Raw genomic sequence first — 20,549 nt, forward strand, 5'->3', positions numbered from 1 at the left:
GTCGATCGTGAGGTCGGTGGCGAGCCTGAAGAACGTGTCGCCCTCGTGCGAGCGGATGATGAACGGGTCGCGTAGGCCCGTCGTCCCCAGATTCGAGGTGACGACCGGCTTGCCGTCGTTGAGCGTGTTCCAGCTGAGCGCGTCGTTGCCCTTCGAGGCGGCGAGGCTGATGCGCTCGGCGCCGTCGCCCTCTCCGGTGAAGAACGCTCAGACGTACGCCTGGGTGTCCTTGATGCCCGCGGGTAGCGGCTGCACCCGGAGGGTGAAGTCGCGTGTGCGGGTGACGGATCCGCTGGTCGCGGTCGCATGGACGACCACGTCGATCGCGGGGCTACCGGTCGCCGGGCGGTCGATGTCGATGGTACGGGTGCCGGCGGCGCGGCCGTCGCGGACGGTCGCTCCGCTGGGGCCGACGACGCTCCAGGCGATGCTCGAGCCGAGCGTGCCGGTGGAGGGCATCGAGACGTTCGTGCGGAGGTCGCCGACGTTCGGGATCGCGATCGCGGCCAGATCGCGCTGCACCGTCGTGGCGTCGTCGAGCTGCGCGGCGACCCGCACCACGTCGTCGACCGAGCGGGTTTCGGAGCCGACCGTGTACGTGGCGGTGAGGGTGGGGGAGGTGTCCGGCCATCCCGGGGCGGGTGAGGGTCGCGGTGCCGCCGGTGATCGCGACGGCTGCGCTGTTCGAGCGCCAGGTGATGCCGACCCCGCTGGCGGTGGTGGGCACCGTGAGTCCGGCGGTCACCTCCGTGATCGACGCGACGGCGCGGTCGAGGGCCTGCGAGGAGTGGAGCGCCTGCACGGAGCTGCTGCTGGGGCGCTGTCGCGGCTCCGAAGGCGGAGCTGGGGACCGTGGCGCCGAGCAGCGCCGTGGCGGTGACGGTCGCGACCGCCAGAGCGGTCCTCACCGCCGATCGTGATCGTCGCCTGCAGATGGCCCTCGTGATCGGGTGCAGCGTCGAGGCACGACCCGCAACACTCTGTGCATGAGCCGTGCTTTCTGACCAGGGGCTCGAGGTCCGCATAGCCTCCGATCGCCCCCGTCCTGCTCGTCGTCGACCGCGTCTCGGCCGAGCAGGCGGGCGCCGAGGAGCTCAAGCGCAGGCACGCCGACGCCGTCGTGGTCACCGGTGGGGAGGACGTCGATCCGTCTCTCTACGGCGGCCGGCTGGACGATCCGCACCGCGGCCAGCCCTTGCCCGCAGCCGACCGCGCGCAGGTGGCGCTCGTCCGCCGCGCCGTCGAGACCTGGACTCCGCTGGTCGGCATCTGCGGCGGGCTGCAGCTGGTCAACGTCGCGCTCGGAGGCGACCTCGTGCAGCACCTCCCCGGTGCCGGTCATGTCGGCCGCTCGATCCCCGGCGAGCACCTCTCCGGAATGATCGACCACCGCGTGGTCCTCGATCCAGGGAGCGTACTCGCCCGCATCCTCGGCGCGGTCGAACTCGACGTCCGCAGCTCGCATCACCAGGCTGTCCACCGTCCGGGCGAGGGACTCGTCGTGGTCGGCCGCGCCCACGACGGCACCGTCGAGGCCCTCGAGCACGCGTCCGCGCCGCTCTGGTGTGTGCAGTGGCACCCGGAGGACGCGGGCGCCCGGGGCACCGTGCTGACCGACCTGCTCGGGGCGGCGCTCGCCGCGGTCCGCCGATGCCATCGTTCAGCGCCGCCGCGCCCGCGGCAGGAAAGTCGGGCTGAGGAGGGCAGATCGGGAGCCGGGTAATCGTCCCAGCCGCCGGCGACACCGCCCTCGCTCGACTCTGCGGTGAGTCTGCGACGGAGGTAGGCGCCGAGGAGCGAAAACTGCCCGTGGCCGGCCGGATGCACGTAGCCGGAGTCGATAAGGCGCTTCTTGAGACCTGCACGGAGGCGTCGGACACTCCCATCCGACGAACGATGTCCGCGACCGTGCGTCGATCCGCGTCGTCCGAGCTCCTGGCGCGCGAGGTGCTCATCCACGGTCCCGTCTCGCGCCGAGCTCGGCCGCCCCGCCCGCCCGACATCCGCGCCGACGCGCTGAGCTTCGCGGGTGTGAAGATCACCGGAACCGAGGTCCTCGCCGTCCGTACCGATCTGCGCGCACGGATCGAACTCGATCTGGTACGCCTGCTGCCGAGCACGAAGCCCGCCGACGTGATCGCCGTGATCGTCTCGGTGGTCGACGAACTCGGCGGCGCCTCCGCTTTCGCCGGCCTCGGCGTGACGGCGATCCAGCGGCTCCTCCCGCGGATCGCGCCCCGGATCGCCCCCTGAGCCGAGTTGATCCGTCGCTCGCGGCCCGTCCGCCGGCGGGCGCACCGACCGTTCGCGACGGAGGGATCGGACTCCCGCCTGCTCGCACCGTCGCCTGTCCCGACTCTCAGAGGCTTCCTGCTGCTGCGCGATCCGGCAGGGTAAAGATGATCAGCACTCGGCCTCGCTTCGGAGCGAGAGACCGGGTTCTCCGCTCGCCCTTCGCGAGCGGGGAGGGGGGATCCGCGCGGTCACCCAGTGGATCCGAGGGGCATCGTCGCCTCGCGGCCCCTGTCGTGGGGGCGTCGGGTCTGCGGTCGCGCGCCCCTTCGGAGAAGCAGAGGCGGGCGCTCGATCACCGGGCGCCGGGATGTCGCGGCAATTCCGCCGCCACGCCGCCTTCGATCAAGAGGAGACACCATGTCCAAGCACACCGTCCGACCGCGATCCGCAGGGGCACTCGCCGCGGCGCTCGCGGCCGCCGCTCTCGTGACACTCGGAGCCGCATCGCCGGCATCCGCGTCCGCACCGGCTTGTCCGACCGACACGACCATCGACGGATCGCGACTCGCCTCCATCAGCCCCGAGTGCTCCTTCGCCGGCGATCAGGTGAACGTCGGAGGCATGGTGATGGGCATCCCTCAGCCGGGGGGTTCGTTGCAAGCGTCGTCCGTGGTCGCCGCCGGCCGTCAGGACGTCTCCGACGTGGTCGTGTACCGCGCGGCGGACGGCGCGGTCGCCGCCGTCGCCGGCGACCAGGAGTTCGGATCCGAGGGAGCCCTCGCCGCCCTGCGGAGCGAGAGCTCGACGGTGGCCGCGAGCGCACATCCCGCCGTCAGCACCGCAGAGCACTCCTCCGTCCCCGGCTGCGATGAGCGCAACGCCTACTCCCTGCGCGGAGGCAAGTGGAACAGCACGTACGAGTGGTCGTACAACGGAGCCGGCGCGCCGGTCGGCAATGGTGCCGCGAGAATCCGGGACGCGCTGGACAACGTGACCGGGGGTGTCACACGCTGCGGTTCGAACGTGGCGCTCACGGCGTCCCACCGCTACCTCGGCACGTCCCACGATTCCGTCGATGTCACGTCGGCCGGGGGCTGTACCACGGGGAGCAATCGCAACACCATCGGGTGGGGGGAGTTGAGCGAGCCGTACATCGCGACGACGTGCACCTCGACCCAGGACGGCATTATCGTGTCGGCCGATATCAAGTTCAACAACCGGGTTGCGTGGTGGGACAACTCCGGCGCCGCTTGCCACGGCGCCACCTACGATCTCCAGGGCACCGCGGCCCACGAGGTGGGGCACGTCTTCGGCCTCGGCCACGTCGACGCCTCCACCCACCAGGTCATGAAGCCAAACTCGGACCCCTGCGAGTTCCTCCAGGAGAAGCTCGGAGCCGGTGACGCCGAGGGCTTGAAGCGCCTCTACGGATAGTTAGTCTCCCGATGCTCCTCCGGTCGCTCGTCGCGCCGGGGGAGCATCGGCGCGCAGGATGGAGGCATGACCACGACACTCATCACCGGAGCCAACCGCTCCCTCGGCCTCGAGACCGCCCGCCGCCTCCTGGAGGCGGGCCACGCCGTCTACGCAGGCATGCGCGACACTGCCGATGGCGAGGCCGTCAGCGCGCTCGGCGCCCTCCCCGTCCGCCTCGACGCCACTGATCAGGCGAGCGTCGACTCCGCTCTCGCCTCGCTCCCCGAGCTCGACGTTCTGGTCAACAACGCCGGCATCCTCGGCACGTCGTTCGGAGTGGACGATCTCACTCCGGACGCGATGGCGGGCGTCCTCGAGACGAACGTGGTGGGTATCGTCCGCGTGACGCAGGCCGCGCTCCCGCTGCTGCGCCGCTCCTCGAACCCGGTCGTCGTGAATGTGGCTTCTGGAGTCGGCTGGCCGCGCTGGCTGAGCACGCAGGGCCGTGACGAGTTCCCCGTCACCGCGATCCCGTACGCCGCCTCGAAGGCCGCGGTCGTCGCGCTGACCGTGCAGTACGCCAAGAATCTGCCGCAGATGCGCATCAATGCGAGCGACCCGGGTTACACCGCAACCGATTTCAACGGCCACGGCGGGCACCAGACCGTCACCGAGGGCACCGACGCGACCGTCGCGCTCGCCCTGCTCGATTCTGACGGGCCGACGGGTGAGTTCCACGACCGTCGCGGGCGCATCGAGTATTGAAGGCGGGCGCCGCGGGGCGCCGTGTCCGCCGCGCGTCGGGTCGCCCGAGGCGCGGTGAGGTCCCGAACCCGCCCTCGGCGCGGTGCGGCACCACCACCGCCTCCGCGCCGAACTCGCCGCCTCGGGTTTGGCCGGCGTCCCCTACCCGTGCTGAATTCGCCCTCAGCCCAGACGCGAGGTCGGCACCGTCTCGAGGTGGCGCAGGTCGCGGCGCAGGCGCTGCGAGCGGACGTAGCTGCTCAGCGCGTGTTCGGGTGAGGGCGGCGCATCGCTTCCGCCGAGGAGCGCCCGCGCTGTAGTCAGGCGGGCGCGGCGGATCTCGTCGAAGACCGTCGTGCCGTTGCGCGCGAAGGTGCGCTGGAGTGTCCGCTTCGGCACGCCGAGGCGCTCGCAGATCTCTTGCACCGAGAGTCGGGAGTCGGTCGACATCGCGGCGATCAGGGCGAGAGCGCGGGTATAGACATCTTCGCTGCTCTCGCGCGGGAGCGAGGTTGCGAGCACGGCTCCGGCGAGCTGCTCGATGGCCGCTCGCACCAGCGGGAATGCCGGGGAGTCGGCGTCCAGGGTCGAGCCGAAGGTCGAATTGACGGTCGAGAGCAGGATGCCGCGGCTGGCCGCGTCGGCCTCGGTCACCACAGCGCCGCCGTCAGTCGAGTCGACCAGTCCGAGCAACGGCCGATCAAGGGCGATCTCGGTGCGAGCGCTCGGGGTGTCGGTCACGATGGTGAACGACGTGTCGCACTGGAGGAAGGCGATGTCGCCCGGACCGAGCTGCACCTCGAGAGCCGCCGGATCGTCGGGCTGGATCACGAGTATGCCCTCGAGCGGGATGATCAGGCGAACTCCCGCGCCTATGCGGGCTGTACGGTGGAGGCGGCCCGGTGAGTGCCAGATCCTGAGTACCTCCACTCCGTCGCTGCACAGCGTGTCGGCGACGATGCGGAACGAGCCGATAGCGCGCACGTCCACCCCGCTCCCGGCTAGCCAGGCGGCTGCAGTTGTATCCCGCCGGGACACCCCGCGGTCGACGATCGGCCGGCTGCCTTCTACGATCCCCATCACGTCGCAGTCCTTTCCTCTGGCGCGCCCTTCGGGTGACGCGGTACCCCTAGCCTGACTGATCGGACCCCGTCATGAGAAGTCGTCATGCGACTGAATCCGTCGATCACCGCCATCGCAGGCTGTCAACCCCGGTTATCAGGGGACGAAAGCGTACCTCGGGGGAGCGACGGGGGTCGACATGAACTTCGAGCGCGGCGGCGTCGGTGAAGGGTCGGCCCTCGCCCGTACGACCCCGTAGCACGATCGAGTGGCGGAGCCTCCGCGGGGCTCGTAGTGGCGCGGTCGTGTAGTGGGCGACGGCGACGAACCCGGCGCCCGGAGCGACGCGTTCGGGTCTGCCGACCACCGTGATCGGGGCTTCGTCATACTCGAGCTCGGCGCCCGAGCCGTCGGTGAAGGAGCCGCAGAGCAGGGCGAGGTCGTGCAGTGCGCTGGGTCCGGAGTTGTGGAACTGCATCCAGAAGGTGATCAGCGCGAACGAGCGGCGGGGCGGACCGAGGCGCACGGCTGTGCCGTCGAGGACGAGGTGAGGGAGCGCGGCAGCAGGGGTCCGCTGTCGGAGCATCAAGCGTGTCTCCTGGCGGGTGGCGTGGCGGGTGGCGTGTGTGCTGCGCTCCGGGCGAATTGGAGGAGGCTGCACGCCGCGAGCACCCCGACCAGGGCTGCGGCCCAGCTCAGATCCCGCGGGTCGAATCGCAGCAGATAGGCGGGAATACCTGTGAATCCGAGGATTCCTTGGGCCGCGGCGGCTGTCGCGAAGGCCAGCAGGGCGGACGCGGCGGCCACGGGGGCGGGAGCGGCCGGGGTGTCCTCCTCGCCGAGGATGAAGACCCGGAGAGCGGCGGCGAGAGAGAGCGCGCAGAGGCCCGCGGCGATGAGGGCAGCGGTCGTGTAGGCGGGTCCGGCGGCGAGGAGGAGCAGGCAGCCGACGACGATTTGCAAACCGGCCTGAACGATCCTCGAGCTAGGGTGCGCGGGATCGAGGCGGCCTCTGCTGAGGGCCAGAGCTAGCGCGCGGGTCGCGTCGCCCCGCCGCTGGGCCGGTCGGCGGCCGGCGGTGCGGAGCAGCGCTGCGGCGCCCGAGACGAGCAGGGCGGCGCCGACGAGGAGAGGAAAGACGAGAGCGGCGGCGGGCAGGCCGGGAATGGTGTCGGCGGGGGTCATCGGGTCTCCTTCGAGGGGCAAGGGCGGCGCGCGGAGCACCTCGATGATCGAGCCTTCAGGAGCCCCTCGGGACGCCGGGCGCGAACGCCCTGGAGCCAGGCGCGCCCGCCCGTCAGAACGCGCCTCGGATCGTGCCAAACGAGACTCCAGAACGCGCCACACCCCACTTTGGAGGGCCCGTACTGGGTGAAGCTGACGGGGCTTCGGATCGCTTCCTCGGCCACGGTCACCGCTCCCGACGACCGCTTCCGCCCCCCGCGCCGGTCGACCAGACCCCGAGCACAGCCGTCGCGCCATCCCGACCGACGGCGACCGCACCTCCTCGAAGGCGAGCCGCTATGACCGCACCTGTGCGCCCCCGGACCCCGAGTCTCAGCGAGCGAATCGACCGGTCCCTCCTATCCCTGCACGCGCTCCCGGGACTGGATGTGCGCACCCTCGCCCGCACTCTCGGTGTCCCGGCTCTGATCGTCACTGCGAACCACTGGCTGCACCGAGGAAGCTCTGTGCGCTCTGCGCTCGCCCGCATCCGAGTCGACGTGGCGCAGCGGGTCCTCCGCGAGCAGGCGATCTCGGTACCCAGCGCGCTGGTCCGGCGCCGCGCCGCCGAGTATGCGGGCTTCCGCTCACTCGATGAGATGGACCGCGCGTTCCTCCGCTACCGCCACCGCACGAGCTTCGACCTGCTGCTCTCGACCAGGGTGACGGCCGCCGGTCCGGCGTGACGCGCCGCCTGCGCCGCGACTGCGTCGGGCTGTGACTGCACGGCCCCTCGGCGGCCTACGCTCCTCGGATGGACGAGGTATGGCGGGCATATGGCGTACGGGCGAAGGAGTATGCCGCGGTGCTCGACCTCGACCTCAGCGGCCTCGCCGGCGTGATCGCGTGGTACTCGCTGATCCATCTCCCGCCCGCTGAGCTGACTCATGCGATCGCCGCGATCGCCGAGCGTTTGCGTCCGGGGGGCGGCCTCGTGATCGGCTTCTTCGAGGGGCCGCGGACAGAGGTGTTCGCCCACGCGGTCACGCCGGCGTGGTTCCACCCGCTCGCCGCGATGCGCGCCCTCGCCGAACAGGCTGGTCTCGAGGCGACCCATGCTCTTCGCCGCAGCGCCCCCAGCGCCCGCGACCACGGCGAGCTGATCGCCGTCCGCGCCCGCTGACCCGCCCTGCTGGCTCGCCCTGGCCGACAGGGCGTTTCGGCGGCCGGGGCCGCGTCGCGGGTTCCTGCGGCTAGAGCCGGTCGGCGCGCCACTCCGTGGAAATCTCCTCGCCGCGACGGAAGGCCTCCTCCTCGCGCTCGCGCAGCTCGACGCGGCGGATCTTCCCCGAGATCGTCTTGGGCAGCGGGTGGAACTCGAGGCGACGGACCCGCTCGAAGGAGGAGAGCAGCTCCCGGGTGTGCGCGAAAATCGCTCTCGCCGTCTCGGCGGTCGGCTCCCAGCCCTCGGCGAGGGTGACGTAGGCCTTCACCACGCTGTGGCGGACCTCATCCGGAGCAGGGACCACGGCCGATTCAGCGACGGCGGGGTGTTGCAGGAGCACACTCTCGACCTCGAACGGAGAGATCCTGAAGTCGGAGGACTTGAAGAGGTCGTCGGTGCGGCCCACGAAGGTGATCGTGCCATCGACCGCGCGCACCGCCACGTCCCCGGTGTGGAAGTAGCCGTCGGCGCGAGCTCGCTCGGTCCGATCGTCATCGCCGTGGTAGCCGGACATCAGGGTGACGGGCTCGACGGAGAGGTCGAGGCAGATCTCGCCGGCGGGGGCGGGCTCGCCGGTCAGCGGATCGACGAGGGCGATGGCGACACCGGGCAGCGCCCGACCCATCGCCCCGGGGACGACGGCGGCGCCGGGCGGGTTGGCGATGATCGCGGTCGTCTCGGTCTGGCCGTAGCCGTCACGGATGGTCAGGCCCCACTCCCGCTCGACGGTCGCGATGACCTCGGGATTGAGCGGCTCGCCCGCCGAGAGGATCTCGGTGAGCGCGCGCGGCTTCGCTCCGAGGGCCGACTGGATCAGCATCCGCCACACGGTCGGTGGAGCGCAGAACGTGGTGACCTCGGCCCGGTCGAGCTGCTGGTGCAGGGCCGAGGGTGAGAACCGGCTGTAGTTGTAGACGAAGACCGTCGCCTCGGCGTTCCACGGCGCGAAGAAGCAGCTCCAGGCGTGCTTGCCCCAGCCGGGCGAGCTGATTGCCATGTGCACGTCGCCCGGCTGGACGCCGAGCCAGTACATGGTGCTGAGGTGGCCGACGGGGTACGACTCGTGGGTGTGCACGACCATCTTCGGTTTCGACGTGGTGCCGGAGGTGAAGTAGATCAGGCACGGGTCCGAACTCTCGACGACCACCGTCGGGCTGACGCCGAAGGGCTCGACGGAGTCGGTGTAGTCGAGCCAGCCCTCCGCCGCGCCGCCGACCACGATGCGGCCGAAGTCGCCCTCCATCTCGTCGAACTTGTCGGTCTCGGAGGCGTCGGCGATGACGTGCGCTACCTCGCCGCGCGCGAGGCGGTCGGCCAGGTCGGCCGGAGAGAGCAGGGTCGTGGTGGGCAGGATGACCGCGCCGAGCTTCATGATCGCGAGCATCGACTCCCACAGCTCGAGCCGGTTTCCGAGCATGAGCATCACATGATCGCCCTGCTCGACGCCGACCGAGTGGAGCCAGGCGGCGACCTCGTCCGAGCGCCAGCGCATCCGATCGAAGGAGTACCGCTGCTCGGAGCCGTCCTCCTCGACGATCCACAGCGCGGTGCGCTCGTTGCCGATCGCGATCGCGTCGAACCAGTCGACCGCCCAGTTGAAGTGCGAGCCGACGTCCGGCCACTGGAACGCCTGCGTCGCGGCGACAGCATCGGTGCGGTGCTGCAGGAGGGTGTCGCGGGCGGCGCGGAAGCTCCCGGTGGGGTTCATGCATGTCTCCGTCGTGGTCGAGGCCCGGCCGCTGGCGGGACAGCCCCCATTCTGCTCCCGCCGCAGTATCGCCGCCGCGCGGACCAGGGCCCACGCGTGAACTTGAGGACGGGAAAGAGCCTGTGGAGGGACTTCTGCTTGTCGTGCCGCGGCTGGCCACGGGCGGAGCGACTGCCCACACACCCCGAGAGATGCGCGCGGTTCGCCCCCCCTCTTCGGGCTTTGCGAACACACCCTCAACGGGATAACTTCTCACCCGTTAGTAACAAAAACCCATTTTTGGAGGGATGAACGGTGAAAATATGTGGCGACGGATAGCGGCGGGGCTGGGTGTGGTAGCGGTAATCGGTTGCTCGATCGTGTCGCTAACAGAATCTGCGCATGCGCAGGAGGCTGCGACCGACAAGGCTATTGCGCTTCGGGTAGGGCAGGATTCCCATATAAATACAACAACGGGGGAAGCGCTCTCAGTGCTCTCCGACTCGAATGAGGCAGGGGAGCGCGTTGTTTTCGCCGAAGGGAGAGGAGGCTGGCCGGTCAAAGTTGTTATCCAAAGCGTCCCTCACTCCGCCTCGACTGCTCCCGGATCCTCTGAATTTGGACGACCGTCTCCCAGCGGGACAATCAAGGGTTTCACTGTTTAATCGAGGCCGCGTGCGCTCTCGATAACTACGCGATAAGCGAGGAGTATTAATGCCCACGAGGGACAAGGCGCCCGACCTACGTGCTTCTCTGGCTGTCGCTCGTGTGCTTGTGGCCGTCGGTGCGATGATTGCCGTCCTCGCGACCCTGGTGCTTCTCCTGCTTTCGCCGCGCGGGACGGAGTGGCAGGCGATCGACGCCGTGAAGCCACTGGCCCTCGCGGCGTCGGTCACGGTCGCCTGCCTGCTGACGGCCGGCGCTCCCTACTACGTGCTACGTGGACGAGCGCCCTGGCCGGCGCTCTGGCTTGCGTCCGTGCTGTGTCTCCTCGGCGTGGTCCTCGTCGTCGCCGTGATAGCCGACCGATTCGGCGCCGCCGACGGGACCACAGTGCTCACCGCTCTCGTCGTCATGATCCCCGTCTGCTGCTATTCCACGGTCGCGATCGTCGTGACGGAGTCGCTCCTCCGGCGGGGGAGGGGTGCCGCGCGGTGACGCCGATCCACCGCCTCCGCGCGGGCGGGCCCTCAGTACTTGATGGACTGGCCGCCGTCGATGGGGAGGACGGTCGCGTTCATGTAGGAGGCGTCGTCCGAGAGGAGGAACGCGACGACGGAGGCGATTTCGTCGGCCTCGCCGTAGCGCTTGGTCGGGTTGACCTGGATGAACTCCTCGGCCGCCTTGCGCGGGTTCTCGGGGTCGAGCTGCTTCATCGAGTTCTCGACCATCGGGGTCCAGATGGCGCCGGGGGCGATCGCATTAATGCGGATGCCGAATTCGCCGTACTCGATCGCGGAGTTGCGGGTGAGGCCGACGACGCCGTGCTGAGCGGCCGCGTAGCCGGACTGGTTGCCGATCGCGGTGATCCCACCGACGCTCGCCGTGTTCACGACCATGCCGGAGCGCTGTTCCCGCATGACCTTCAGCATCTTTTCGAGGCCGAGGAAGACGCCGCGGAGATTGATCGCGACGACCTTGTCGAACTCGTCGGCCGTAAAGTCCTCGGTGCGGTTCTGGCGGCCTTCAATGCCGGCGTTGTTGAAGAATCCGTCGATCCGCCCGAAGCGCTCAATGGTGCGGGCGACGTAGGCGTCGACGTCCGCCTCCTTCGACACGTCGGCGACGATACTGATCGACTCGGTGCCCTCGGGTAGCGCCTCCACTGTGGCGGCGAGGCCCTGCTCGGAGAGGTCGACGAGGGCGAGGCGGGCGCCCTCCTGGGCGAGGCGGACGGCGGCGGCGCGACCGAGGCCGGATCCGCCTCCGGTGGTGAGGACGACGCGGTCGGTGAAGCGAGGGCTGGTGGTGGTCATGACGACTCCTGCTCGAAGAGGGATGGGCTCGGAGGCCGCGCGGTCGGCGAGTCCGTATCCATGCGCCTGCATGCAATTAGTTCCACGATATGCCACACCTGTTGGCTGGGGCTGAATGTGCCGCCGGGGAGTGTCGCCGCGGTCGATCGGCCGAGCACCACCGATCCCGACCCTGGCAACCGCCGCTGAGTGCGTGCGACCGCCGCGCGGGCCCGGCTAGACGGGAGGGATGCCAGTGGACAGGGGGAACAACGATGGACACCAAGACAACGACAGGCCTGCGCTCGACCGCTCGGCGCCCTGGGGCGCGCCGAGCGGCAGTGCTGGGGGTGTCGGCACTGCTCGCCGGATCGGCCCTCGGCGGATGTGCGCGGGGCGCCGACGAAGCGGGGGACGGGACGACCGCCGCTCCGGCATACGTCGCTCCGCTCGGACCCGTGACGCTGCCGGAGGGCGCGAGCGCGGCCGTGACCTGGACCGACCGGATCGGCGCCGTCGATCCGCAGACCGTGAACCTCAGCGGTCAACCGCTGCACATCACCGTCTCCGTCGCCTGCGACACGGAGGACGCCGAGGTCACGATCGAGGTCGTCGGGCTGATGACGAGCGGATCGTCCTGGTTCTCCAGCCCGAACACCACGCGCACCGGTGCCGACGGCGGCACTACGGGCAGCATGCAGATCGCGGTCGATCAGGACGCGGAGATCAGAGTGACGACGGTCCCGGACGACGCGCACTGGTCGGGCGCCGTCTCCACCGGCCCGCGCACGGCCCCCGGATGAGACCCCGCGAGGACGCGGAAATCGTGTGGTGACCGAGAGCGACCGCTGCGACTTGTCGGTACTGGAGCCGTCACTCCGAGACGTCAGCCGATCGGGACGCCGAGTTCGGCCATGAAGGGGACGGCGTCAACGGCCTCGCCGTCGACCCGCGTTTCGAAGTGCAGGTGGCAGCCGGTGGAGGCGCCGGTCGAGCCGCGCAGGGCGATGACCTCACCCGCGGTGACCGTGTCGCCGACCGACACCATCAGCTCGCTGTTGTGCGCGTAGCCGGTCTCGATGCCGCCACCGTTGTCGAGCAGAATCCAGTTGCCGTAGCTGCCCTGGTACGACGCTTCCTCGACGGTGCCGCTGGAGGCCGCGAGGACCGGGGTGCCGCAGGCACCGGCGAGGTCGGTGCCCTTGTGGAACAGGTTCACGCCCGCGACGGGGGCGTCAGGGCGCGGACCGTAGCCGCTACTGATGTGACCGGAGATCGGCACGACCCACGCGCCCGACGCGCCCGCTGCGGCGGCCGTCGACTCACCGGAGGTGGCGGTGATCGCGTCGAGGGACGCGATGGGGACGAGGACCTCGGGCTTGGCCTCGGCGGCGAACGCGTCGCGGGTGACGCTCTGCTGCACCACTCCGGCGGCGACGAAGCTCTGCGGGCGGGCTGCGGCGACGGCGCTCGACGTGTCGCGCGTCAGCTTGGAGTCGGCGGTGCCGCCCACGGCGAAAGCAGGCATCGTCGAGGTGACCGCGATGCCGGCCACGAGGGTCATCGCGGCGACGGCGGAGACGCGGGGGCGCGACGACCTGCGGGAGGCGCGGCGAGTGTGGGACTCCTGCTCACGGAGGGAACGACGGGTCGGCAGGGCGGACGGGGTGCCGGTCTCGGCTCCTGCGGGGGAGGGAGTCGAGGCGCGAGACGAACGGTGCATGCAGAGGGATTCCAGGTCTGTCGGCGCTCGGCGGGGGAGGCGAACGTCGGGAGGGGTGGGGGTGATTGCGCGGCCATGCCGCTGCGGCCCTCCAAACTACCTGCGTTCCGCCGCTGCCGGGCTGAGAAAAACCTCCGGAGTCAAGTGGTTGCCCGCCTCGATCCGCTCTCGATCCCGCGTGTTTGCCTCGTTCGGCCGAGCGGGGCACCGGTCGCGGGGCGGGGTCAGCGGTGCGCGGTGAAGACGAGGAGGGCGATCACATCGGCCACCGTCGCCGCGACTCCGGAGCCGAGGCGCCCCTCGTCCCCCTCCGCGAGATGCCACTTATGACGCTCCGGTACGGCGTGTCGGCCTCATAAGTGGCATCTCGCGGAGGGGGGAGGGAGGGGGAGGGGGAGGGGCGCGGGCGGGGGCGTCGGTAGCGTGGGGGCGTCGGCCGGCGCGGTCGATGAGTGGAGGAGCGGACATGGCCGGGAACGAGAAAGACGCACGCGACAGGGCGGCGCACAAGCGCGCGAAGAAGGCGCTGAAGAAGGCCGAGAAGTCGGTGCGCGCGGCGCACGAGGCGGTGCGCGACTCCAGCAAGAAGCTCCGGAAGAAGGCTCGCAAGCTCGCCGAGCAGACCGAGAAGCTCAAGCGTGCCCAGGAAAAGACCGCCAAGAAGGTGGCCGCGGCCGAGAGCCGCTCCTCCGTTCCGAAGCGCGCCGCGGAGCCGGCGGTCGGAGCCCTCGACCTCACTCCGCCGCTACCCGGCGCCCAGCCCGAGCCGCCCGCAGCCGACTCGACCCCGCCCGACTCGACCCCGCCCGACCGCGAGCACGAGCCGACCCCCGACGTCGACCCGGCACACACCACCGACCTCACCCCGCCGCTGCCCCGCTCGGCCTCCTCAGAACCCGCCTGAAAACGCGCCGGACAACCCGCCCGTCTGAGGATCCGCACAGGCTAATCGGGCGGGCGTAACGCCAGGTGAACCGTGCAACGCCAGGTGAACCGTACGACGCCAGGTGAACCGTGCAACGCCAGGTGAACACTGGGTGAAGCCTCGCCGCCAGGCCGGAGAGGCTCCTGGGACCGGAGCATCATGTCTGCGTGGATCCCTTCCTCCTGCTCGCGCTCGTCGTCGTCACGGCCCTCGCCTTCGACTTCACCAACGGTTTCCATGACACGGCGAACGCGATGGCCACGTCCATCGCGACCGGTGCCCTGAAACCCCGCACCGCGGTCGCCCTCTCGGCGTCGCTGAACCTGGTGGGGGCGTTCCTCAGCATCGAGGTGGCGCTGACCGTCACCAACGCGGTCGTGAAGATCCAGGACTCCTCGGGCGCACCCGACCCGGCGCTGCTGGAGGGCGGCGGATCCGCTCTGCTGCTGATCGTGCTGGCCGGCCTGATCGGTGGCATCGTCTGGAACCTGCTGACCTGGCTGCTCGGCCTGCCCTCGAGTTCGTCGCACGCCCTCTTCGGCGGCCTGATCGGCTCCGCCCTCGCGGGCCTGGGCCTCAAGGGCGTGAACTGGGCCGGTGACGGCACCAGGCTTGACGGCGTCGTCGGCAAGGTGATCCTCCCGGCGTTGATGTCGCCCGTGCTCGCCGGAGCAGTTGCGGCGGTCGGCACCTGGCTCGTCTTCCGCGTGATCGGGAACCTCGCCGAGAAGGGCCTGCACCGTGGATTCCGCATCGGCCAGATCGGCAGCGCCTCCCTCGTCTCGCTCGCGCACGGCACCAACGATGCACAGAAGACGATGGGAGTGATCACGCTGGCGCTGATCGCGGCCGGCGGCTGGAGTGACACCGGGTCGGTTCCGTTCTGGGTCAAGCTCAGCTGCGCACTGGCCATCTCGCTCGGCACCTACATCGGCGGCTGGCGGATCATCCGCACCGTCGGCAAGGGCCTGGTCGAGATCAACACTCCGCAGGGCATGGCCGCCGAGAGCGCCTCCGCCGCAGTCATCCTCGCCTCCAGCCACCTCGGCTTCGCCCTCTCGACCACGCACGTCGCGACCGGCTCGATCCTCGGCTCCGGAGTCGGCCGCCCCGGCGCCCAGGTCCGCTGGCGAGTGGCGCTGCGCATGGTGATCGCGTGGGTCATCACCCTGCCGGCCGCCGCCCTGGTCGGCGCCGTGATGTGGTGGATCGGCCACCTCGTCGGTGGCGCGGCCGGTGGCCTGCTGATGGCCGCGGTCCTCGTCGCCGTCGCCTCCCTCATCTACATCCGCTCGCGCCGCGACAGCATCGGCGCGCACAACGTCAACGACGAGTGGCAGGACGCGGCGGCACGCCCCGCGCCCGAGACCGCCGGCGTCTGAGCGAAAGGACCCGCACCGTGCTCTCCCTCTTCCTCTCCGCCGCCGGCCAGGTGGCCCTCGTCGCCGTGCTCCTCGGAGCGGGCCTGCCCGTGCTCTTCGCCGTCGGTGTCCGCTCGTTCGCGGTCGCCTCAGGTGCCGGTGCCGTCGGTGCCGGTGCTCTCGCGGCCGGTGCTCCTCCCGCGCGACGCAGCGGCCTGCCTGCCCCGCTGCTGCGCGGGATCGGCGCGCTCTGCTTCGCCCTGGTCGTCGGCTCCGTGGTCATCGGTCTGAGCGTCATCATCGCGACGGGCCTCGGCCAATCGGTGAGCTTCGAGCACATGATCCCGACGTTCGCACCCAAAGGCTGAGCATGGCGTCGACGGATCCGATCGCGGCGCGGGAGGGGATCGTCGCCCGCGTCGTCGGCTGGCTGCGCGCGGGCTACCCGTCGGGAGTGCCAGAGCAGGATTACCTGCCGCTGCTGGGCCTGCTGCGCCGCAGCCTGACGACGGACGAGGTGGAGCAGGTCGTCGCGCGGCTCCTGTCGGAGTCGGAGCGGGCTGAGACCGTCGTCTCGCGCGCCGTCGTGCGCGACCGGATCGAGCAGTTGCTCCTCGGTCCGGCGATGCCGGAGGACGTCGCCCGCGTGTCCTCACACCTCGCGAACGCGGGCTGGCCACTGGCGGGTCCCGAGCTGCTCGCCGAGCCAGACCCCCGCGACGGCCTGGTCACGCGCATCGTCCGCTGGCTGCGGGCCGGCTACCCCGCCGGCCTGCCCGAGCAGGATTTCGTGCCGCTGCTGGCGCTACTCCGCCGCCGCTTGAGCGACGAGGAGGTGGCCGAGGTGGCTACCGGTCTGGCCGCTGACGCTCCCGCCTCCCGCGCCGACGTGGGCACTGCGATCGCCGGACTGACCGCGGAGCTGCCCTCGGAGGAGGACATTGAGCGGGTGCGCCGGTCGTTGGCCGCGCTGGGCTGGCCGGAGGAGTTTACGAGCTGAGCGGTCACGCCCAGATATTCGCCGAACATCGGGCGCGGAACTCGGGCCGGATCGCCGCTGCCCGGTCAGTTGCGCAGCGGATTCGGCGGGAGCAGGTCGGTCAGCTCCACGTCGAGGACCGCGCAGAGGGCGAGCAGCGTGCGCAGCGTCGGATTGGCGGGCGACCCCGGCTTCGACTCGCCCTTCTCAAACTTCTGGTAGGTGTAGCCGGCCAGGTCCGCTGCATCGGCGACACTCTGCTGGCTCAGGCCTTTCGCGATGCGGGCGCGATGCATCCTGATGCCGAGTTCGCGCGCGTACTGCGCCCAGTCGTGGTCGAGGTCGGGCTCGTCAGAGGAAGTCGACATGCCCGACAGTCTCAGTGAGGATCGCTGCCGAAGTGACCATACTCACATGGGAAATCGAAGATGGTCATCTTTCGCGCGCTCGCGTCGTGCGCACGGGCCGCCCGCCGGTGCCTCGTCGCCTGCCGCCACACAGATCCCCCCTCCAAGCTGACTGATGGCTGTCTCGAGCACGGTGGAGCCACGGCAGCACCTGAGGAGCAGGCGCACTGATTCGCAATCAGCGTCGGTGGCCCCCGGCGGTGGGCGTGCTCGAACGCCTCGCCACGAACGCACCCGAGCTCGGCGCCAGGACGGGCCTGTTCCTCGCGGTCCTGCGCAGTTAGTTCCTCCTGGCCGACCTCGCCGCCTCGGTCGAGTGGACGCCGCGCTCGCGCATCGAGGACCTGGACGGCTGGTGGCGCGGCTGGTTCAGCTCCCTGGCGAGCAGCCCGCCCGCGTATCGCCTCGACGAGCTACTCGCTCTCTCGGAGGCGGGCGTGGCGACGAGGGACGATGCCCTGCTGTGCTCGGTCGCCGGCGACCGTGCAGGGCGGAGGTACGCGATCGGGCCGTGCACCGATGCGCCGTTCGTCGGCGCGTTCTCGCGGTCGCGGACGAATGCGGTGTCGTTCCGCGAGAACGACAGGGTGGCGCGGGCGCTGCTGCGGCGTCTCCGCGATCTGGGGCACGGCGAGCCGCAGGCCGCCGTCGAGGAGACGCCGCGCGTCGCGGATCCCGCTACTCCTGGATGAAGGCCAGCAGGTCGGGGTTGATGACGTCGGCGTGGACGGTCAGCATGCCGTGCGGGTAGCCCTCGTAGATCGTGAGGGTCGAGTTCTGGAGCAGCTCGTGCTGCTTCAGCGCGGCGTCTTCGTAGGGCACAACCTGGTCATCGTCGCCCTGCAGGACGAGGACGGGGACGGTGATGGCTGTCAGGTCCTCGGTCTGGTCCGTCTCGGAGAAGGCCTTGATGCCCTCGTAGTGCGCGAGCGCGGATCCGGTCATGCCCTGACGCCACCAGTTGTCGACCACCGGCTGGGAGAGTTGGACGCCGGGCCGGTTAAAGCCGTAGAACGGTCCGGAGGCGACGGCGTGGAAGAACTCGGCGCGATTCGCCGCGAGCGCGTCGCGGAAGCCGTCGAAAACGGAGATCGGAGTGCCCTCGGGGTTCGCCTCGGTCTGCACCATCAGCGGCGGCACTGCCGAGACGAGGACCGCCTTGGCCACGCGGCCCTGCGGCTCGCCGTACTTCGCGACGTAGCGGGCGACCTGGCCACCGCCGGTCGAGTGGCCGATGTGGACAGCATTGCGCAGGTCGAGGTGCTCGACCACGGCGTTCACGTCGCTGGCGTAGTGGTCCATGTCGTGGCCGGTGCCGACTGGGCTGGAGCGTCCGTGGCCGCGGCGGTCGCTCGCGATCACGCGGTAGCCGCGCGCGTGGAAGAACAGCATCTGCGCGTCCCAGTCGTCGGAGGACAGCGGCCAGCCGTGATGGAACACGATCGGCTGCGCGTCGGTGCTGCCCCAGTCCTTGTAGTAGATCTCCACGCCATCGTCCGTAGTCACAAACGGCATCATCGAACCTCCGTGTTCAGGTCGATCCCGAGCCCGGGATCGAATTCCAGGTGGTGTCTCCCCGAGTGGGTGGGGAACGGCTCCACGATAGAGGCGGGGAAGCGCTCGGCGAAGGGGGGCGCGGGAGTTTCCGTAGGTCTGCTGAGCGAGCGCCTTCCGGGCGGCGGGGCGTGGGGTCAGAGCGGCGTCACTTCTCCGGACAGACCACCAGCCCCACCCCGCCGCCGCGCCGCACAGGCTCGGCGGTCGCCGTCATCCGGCCCGCGGGATCGACCTCGATCGCAGCAACCGCGCCGATCTTCGCGGCCGAGGTGTGGGGGTCGCCCGAGGGGGTCAAGTGCTCGCCGTAGGGGGCGAGGAGGTCGGCGTACGCCGTGATGAACTCGGGCTCGGCCGAGGTTGACGCGGTATTGCGCTGGGACGCGCGCGGCGCCGCCACTGCCTCCGGGAGCGACATGCCGAGGTCGATGCGGTTCACGAGCGTCTGGAGCACCGTCGTGATGATCGTCGATCCTCCCGGCGAGCCGACGACGAACCGGACGTTGCCGCCGTTGAGTACGATCGTCGGCGCCATCGACGAGCGCGGACGCTTGCCCGGCTCGATCCGGTTCGGGTCCCCGTCGACAAAGGTTGTGGAGAAGTCGGTGAGCTGGTCGTTGAGGAGGAAGCCTCGTCCGGGGACGGTCATCGCCGAGCCGCCGGTCTGCTCGATCGACAGTGTGTAGGAGGCGGCGTTGCCCCACCTATCGACGACGGAGAGGTGGGTGGTCGAGATGTTCTCCGTGTCCTGCTCTTTCACGGCGGGTGCGATCGAGCATCCGGGTCCCGCAAGAGCGCCGGGCGCCACCGGGCGCACGGACGCCGTCCTCGGGTCGATCGTGCAGTCCCGGGTTTTTGCGAACTCCTTGCTGAGGAGCGTCTCGGTCGGCACGTCAGAGAACGCCGAGTCGCCGACGAAGGCGTCGCGGTCGGCGAAGGCGCGGGCGGACGCCTCGAGGTAGAGGTGCAGAGCGCTGCCGGGGTCGTCCGCGCTGAGGTGGTGGTTCTCGAGGATGTTCAGCGCCTCGCCGACCGCGAGCCCTCCCGCGGCGGAGGGCCCCATGCCGTAGACGTCGAGTCCGCGGTAGGAGACGTGGGTGGGCGCCTGGTCGATCACGGAGTAGGCGCCGAGGTCGGCGGCCGTCATCGAGCCGGCCGGGGCGGGGAGGGCCGATCCGGCGGCGACCCGCGGGTGCTGGACTGTGTCGGCGATCTCGGCGGCCAGCGTGCCGCCGTAGAACGCGCTCGGACCGTTGACGGCGATGGAGGTCAGCGTCGTCGCGAGATCGGGGTTGCGGAAGGTGCTGCCCACCGTCGGGGCATCACCGCCCGGGAGGAACAGCTTCGCCGTGTCGGGGAATGCTTGGAACCGCTCACGGTTGTCGAGGGTCTGGTTGCGGAACGTGTCATCGACCGTGAAGCCCGTCGCCGCGAGGGCAATCGACGGCGCCAGCACGGCCGAGAGCGGCAGGCTGCCGAAGCGCTTCACGGCGGCGTCCCAGGTCGCCACCGTTCCGGGGACGCCGACCGCAACGCCCGAGGAGACGAGGTCCGGCCTGAAGGTGTAGGGAGCGCCTGTCGCCGGATTGATGAACGCGTCCGGGGTGATGCCGGTCGGCGCGGTCTCGCGCCCGTCGATCGTGCTGACCTCGCCGGTCGCCTTGTCGAAGTAGACCAGGTACCCGCCGCCCCCGATGCCGGCGCTGTAGGGATCGGTCACCCCCAGAGCGGCGGCCGTCGCGACCGCGGCGTCCGCGGCATTGCCGCCGCGCTTGAGGACGTCGAGGCCCACCCGGCTCGCGTTCGCGTCGACGGAGGAGACCGCGCCGCCGTAGCCGACCGAGGTGGAGGGGGAGATGACGGGTCCGCCGAGGAAGTCACGGGTCGTCTCGGGAGAGAGGGCGCTGTCCGTGCGGGGATCGGAGGCCGGCCGGTCGAGGGCGAATGCCGGCGCGGCACCCGCCGCTCCGAACGACACGACCGCGACCAGCGCGATCGCGATTCGGCGGAAAACGGGAGTTGCGGTCACAGCGGTCCTCCATCAGAACTTAGTGGGTGCGAAGCGCGGGGTGGGTCGTGTCGCGCTACGGGCGAGGTGGGGGCGTGGCTGTG

Annotated in this window: 23 protein-coding genes; 13 read left to right on the top strand and 10 right to left on the bottom strand. The window is 70.4% G+C overall.

Annotated elements, in window-relative coordinates; translation table 11 throughout:
- Window positions 1-207: 207 nt before the first annotated feature.
- Window positions 208-561: an immunoglobulin-like domain-containing protein gene (locus tag C1O28_RS13945; RefSeq protein WP_097166783.1), complete on the bottom strand. Its 354-nt coding sequence runs from the start codon at window positions 559-561 to the stop codon at window positions 208-210.
- Window positions 562-1,120: 559 nt separating this feature from the next.
- On the opposite strand from C1O28_RS13945, the gene C1O28_RS13950 reads away from it, so the two are divergent.
- The 4 genes from C1O28_RS13950 to C1O28_RS13965 all read left to right on the top strand — a co-directional run bounded on the left by C1O28_RS13950 (window position 1,121) and on the right by C1O28_RS13965 (window position 4,416).
- Window positions 1,121-1,723, top strand: a complete 603-nt coding sequence (locus C1O28_RS13950) for a gamma-glutamyl-gamma-aminobutyrate hydrolase family protein (protein WP_160487536.1) — start codon at window positions 1,121-1,123, stop codon at window positions 1,721-1,723.
- Window positions 1,724-1,896: 173 nt separating this feature from the next.
- Window positions 1,897-2,253, top strand: coding sequence for a hypothetical protein (locus C1O28_RS13955; RefSeq protein WP_104336705.1), 357 nt, complete (start codon window positions 1,897-1,899; stop codon window positions 2,251-2,253).
- Window positions 2,254-2,652: 399 nt separating this feature from the next.
- On the top strand, window positions 2,653-3,669 hold the full coding sequence (locus C1O28_RS13960; protein WP_102063264.1) for a matrixin family metalloprotease: 1,017 nt from the start codon (window positions 2,653-2,655) through the stop codon (window positions 3,667-3,669).
- 66 nt (window positions 3,670-3,735) lie between these two features.
- Complete coding sequence (locus C1O28_RS13965; RefSeq protein ID WP_097166787.1) at window positions 3,736-4,416, top strand: SDR family NAD(P)-dependent oxidoreductase; 681 nt, start codon at window positions 3,736-3,738, stop codon at window positions 4,414-4,416.
- A gap of 162 nt (window positions 4,417-4,578) precedes the next feature.
- Here C1O28_RS13965 and C1O28_RS13970 read toward each other — a convergent pair whose 3' ends face one another.
- The 3 genes from C1O28_RS13970 to C1O28_RS13980 form a co-directional block, all read right to left on the bottom strand.
- On the bottom strand, window positions 4,579-5,385 hold the full coding sequence (locus tag C1O28_RS13970) for a helix-turn-helix transcriptional regulator (RefSeq protein WP_097166788.1): 807 nt from the start codon (window positions 5,383-5,385) through the stop codon (window positions 4,579-4,581).
- A gap of 196 nt (window positions 5,386-5,581) precedes the next feature.
- Entirely contained in the window at window positions 5,582-6,043 is a 462-nt protein-coding gene (locus C1O28_RS13975) for a hypothetical protein (protein WP_097166789.1), read from the bottom strand.
- Window positions 6,043-6,642, bottom strand: a complete 600-nt coding sequence (locus C1O28_RS13980; RefSeq protein ID WP_097166790.1) for a hypothetical protein — start codon at window positions 6,640-6,642, stop codon at window positions 6,043-6,045. The genes C1O28_RS13975 and C1O28_RS13980 overlap by 1 nt, the downstream gene beginning before the upstream one ends.
- A 428-nt stretch (window positions 6,643-7,070) precedes the next feature.
- Between C1O28_RS13980 and C1O28_RS13985 the strand changes: the two genes are divergently transcribed.
- Together C1O28_RS13985 and C1O28_RS13990 are read left to right on the top strand one after the other, a co-directional pair.
- Complete coding sequence (locus C1O28_RS13985; RefSeq protein WP_127821545.1) at window positions 7,071-7,367, top strand: hypothetical protein; 297 nt, start codon at window positions 7,071-7,073, stop codon at window positions 7,365-7,367.
- A gap of 68 nt (window positions 7,368-7,435) precedes the next feature.
- Window positions 7,436-7,804 (top strand): class I SAM-dependent methyltransferase, encoded by a 369-nt coding sequence (locus C1O28_RS13990; RefSeq protein ID WP_127821546.1) that lies wholly within the window; start codon window positions 7,436-7,438, stop codon window positions 7,802-7,804.
- Window positions 7,805-7,874: 70 nt separating this feature from the next.
- Here the strand turns inward: C1O28_RS13990 and C1O28_RS13995 are convergent, their stop codons facing one another.
- Window positions 7,875-9,554, bottom strand: a complete 1,680-nt coding sequence (locus tag C1O28_RS13995; RefSeq protein WP_097166793.1) for an AMP-binding protein — start codon at window positions 9,552-9,554, stop codon at window positions 7,875-7,877.
- 693 nt (window positions 9,555-10,247) lie between these two features.
- Here C1O28_RS13995 and C1O28_RS14000 point away from each other — a divergent pair.
- Window positions 10,248-10,691 carry a hypothetical protein gene (locus C1O28_RS14000; protein WP_104249182.1) on the top strand — a complete coding sequence of 148 codons (444 nt, stop codon included), beginning with the start codon at window positions 10,248-10,250 and terminating at the stop codon, window positions 10,689-10,691.
- Window positions 10,692-10,723: 32 nt separating this feature from the next.
- On the opposite strand, the gene C1O28_RS14005 is transcribed toward C1O28_RS14000, so the two are convergent.
- The gene (locus tag C1O28_RS14005; RefSeq protein ID WP_097166909.1) at window positions 10,724-11,509 is read right to left on the bottom strand and encodes a glucose 1-dehydrogenase; all 786 of its coding nucleotides are present in this window, start codon (window positions 11,507-11,509) and stop codon (window positions 10,724-10,726) included.
- A gap of 254 nt (window positions 11,510-11,763) precedes the next feature.
- Between C1O28_RS14005 and C1O28_RS14010 the strand changes: the two genes are divergently transcribed.
- Window positions 11,764-12,291 (top strand): hypothetical protein, encoded by a 528-nt coding sequence (locus C1O28_RS14010; protein ID WP_127821547.1) that lies wholly within the window; start codon window positions 11,764-11,766, stop codon window positions 12,289-12,291.
- 83 nt (window positions 12,292-12,374) lie between these two features.
- Here C1O28_RS14010 and C1O28_RS14015 read toward each other — a convergent pair whose 3' ends face one another.
- On the bottom strand, window positions 12,375-13,211 hold the full coding sequence (locus C1O28_RS14015; RefSeq protein WP_097166796.1) for a M23 family metallopeptidase: 837 nt from the start codon (window positions 13,209-13,211) through the stop codon (window positions 12,375-12,377).
- A gap of 466 nt (window positions 13,212-13,677) precedes the next feature.
- Here C1O28_RS14015 and C1O28_RS14020 point away from each other — a divergent pair, with 466 nt between their 5' ends.
- From C1O28_RS14020 to C1O28_RS14035, 4 genes are all read left to right on the top strand, one after another.
- The gene (locus tag C1O28_RS14020) at window positions 13,678-14,115 is read left to right on the top strand and encodes a hypothetical protein (protein WP_097166797.1); all 438 of its coding nucleotides are present in this window, start codon (window positions 13,678-13,680) and stop codon (window positions 14,113-14,115) included.
- Window positions 14,116-14,303: 188 nt separating this feature from the next.
- The gene (locus tag C1O28_RS14025) at window positions 14,304-15,518 is read left to right on the top strand and encodes an inorganic phosphate transporter (RefSeq protein ID WP_097166798.1); all 1,215 of its coding nucleotides are present in this window, start codon (window positions 14,304-14,306) and stop codon (window positions 15,516-15,518) included.
- 17 nt (window positions 15,519-15,535) lie between these two features.
- Window positions 15,536-15,865 (top strand): hypothetical protein, encoded by a 330-nt coding sequence (locus tag C1O28_RS14030; RefSeq protein WP_097166910.1) that lies wholly within the window; start codon window positions 15,536-15,538, stop codon window positions 15,863-15,865.
- Between the two features lie 2 nt (window positions 15,866-15,867).
- On the top strand, window positions 15,868-16,497 hold the full coding sequence (locus C1O28_RS14035) for a DUF3349 domain-containing protein (RefSeq protein ID WP_097166799.1): 630 nt from the start codon (window positions 15,868-15,870) through the stop codon (window positions 16,495-16,497).
- Window positions 16,498-16,562: 65 nt separating this feature from the next.
- Here C1O28_RS14035 and C1O28_RS14040 read toward each other — a convergent pair whose 3' ends face one another.
- Window positions 16,563-16,844, bottom strand: coding sequence for a helix-turn-helix domain-containing protein (locus C1O28_RS14040; protein WP_097166800.1), 282 nt, complete (start codon window positions 16,842-16,844; stop codon window positions 16,563-16,565).
- A 476-nt stretch (window positions 16,845-17,320) separates the two neighbouring features.
- Between C1O28_RS14040 and C1O28_RS14045 the strand changes: the two genes are divergently transcribed.
- Window positions 17,321-17,575 (top strand): hypothetical protein, encoded by a 255-nt coding sequence (locus C1O28_RS14045; protein ID WP_097166801.1) that lies wholly within the window; start codon window positions 17,321-17,323, stop codon window positions 17,573-17,575.
- Here C1O28_RS14045 and C1O28_RS14050 read toward each other — a convergent pair.
- Both C1O28_RS14050 and ggt read right to left on the bottom strand, forming a co-directional pair.
- A complete protein-coding gene (locus tag C1O28_RS14050; protein WP_097166911.1) occupies window positions 17,562-18,398 on the bottom strand; it encodes an alpha/beta fold hydrolase in 837 nt (278 codons plus the stop codon). The two genes, C1O28_RS14045 and C1O28_RS14050, sit on opposite strands and share 14 nt — an antisense overlap.
- Window positions 18,399-18,585: 187 nt before the next feature.
- Window positions 18,586-20,466 (bottom strand): gamma-glutamyltransferase, encoded by a 1,881-nt coding sequence (gene ggt / locus C1O28_RS14055; RefSeq protein WP_419866655.1) that lies wholly within the window; start codon window positions 20,464-20,466, stop codon window positions 18,586-18,588.
- Window positions 20,467-20,549: the final 83 nt, after the last annotated feature.

Source organism: Rathayibacter rathayi (assembly GCF_004011095.1).
GTDB classification, from domain to species: domain Bacteria; phylum Actinomycetota; class Actinomycetes; order Actinomycetales; family Microbacteriaceae; genus Rathayibacter; species Rathayibacter rathayi.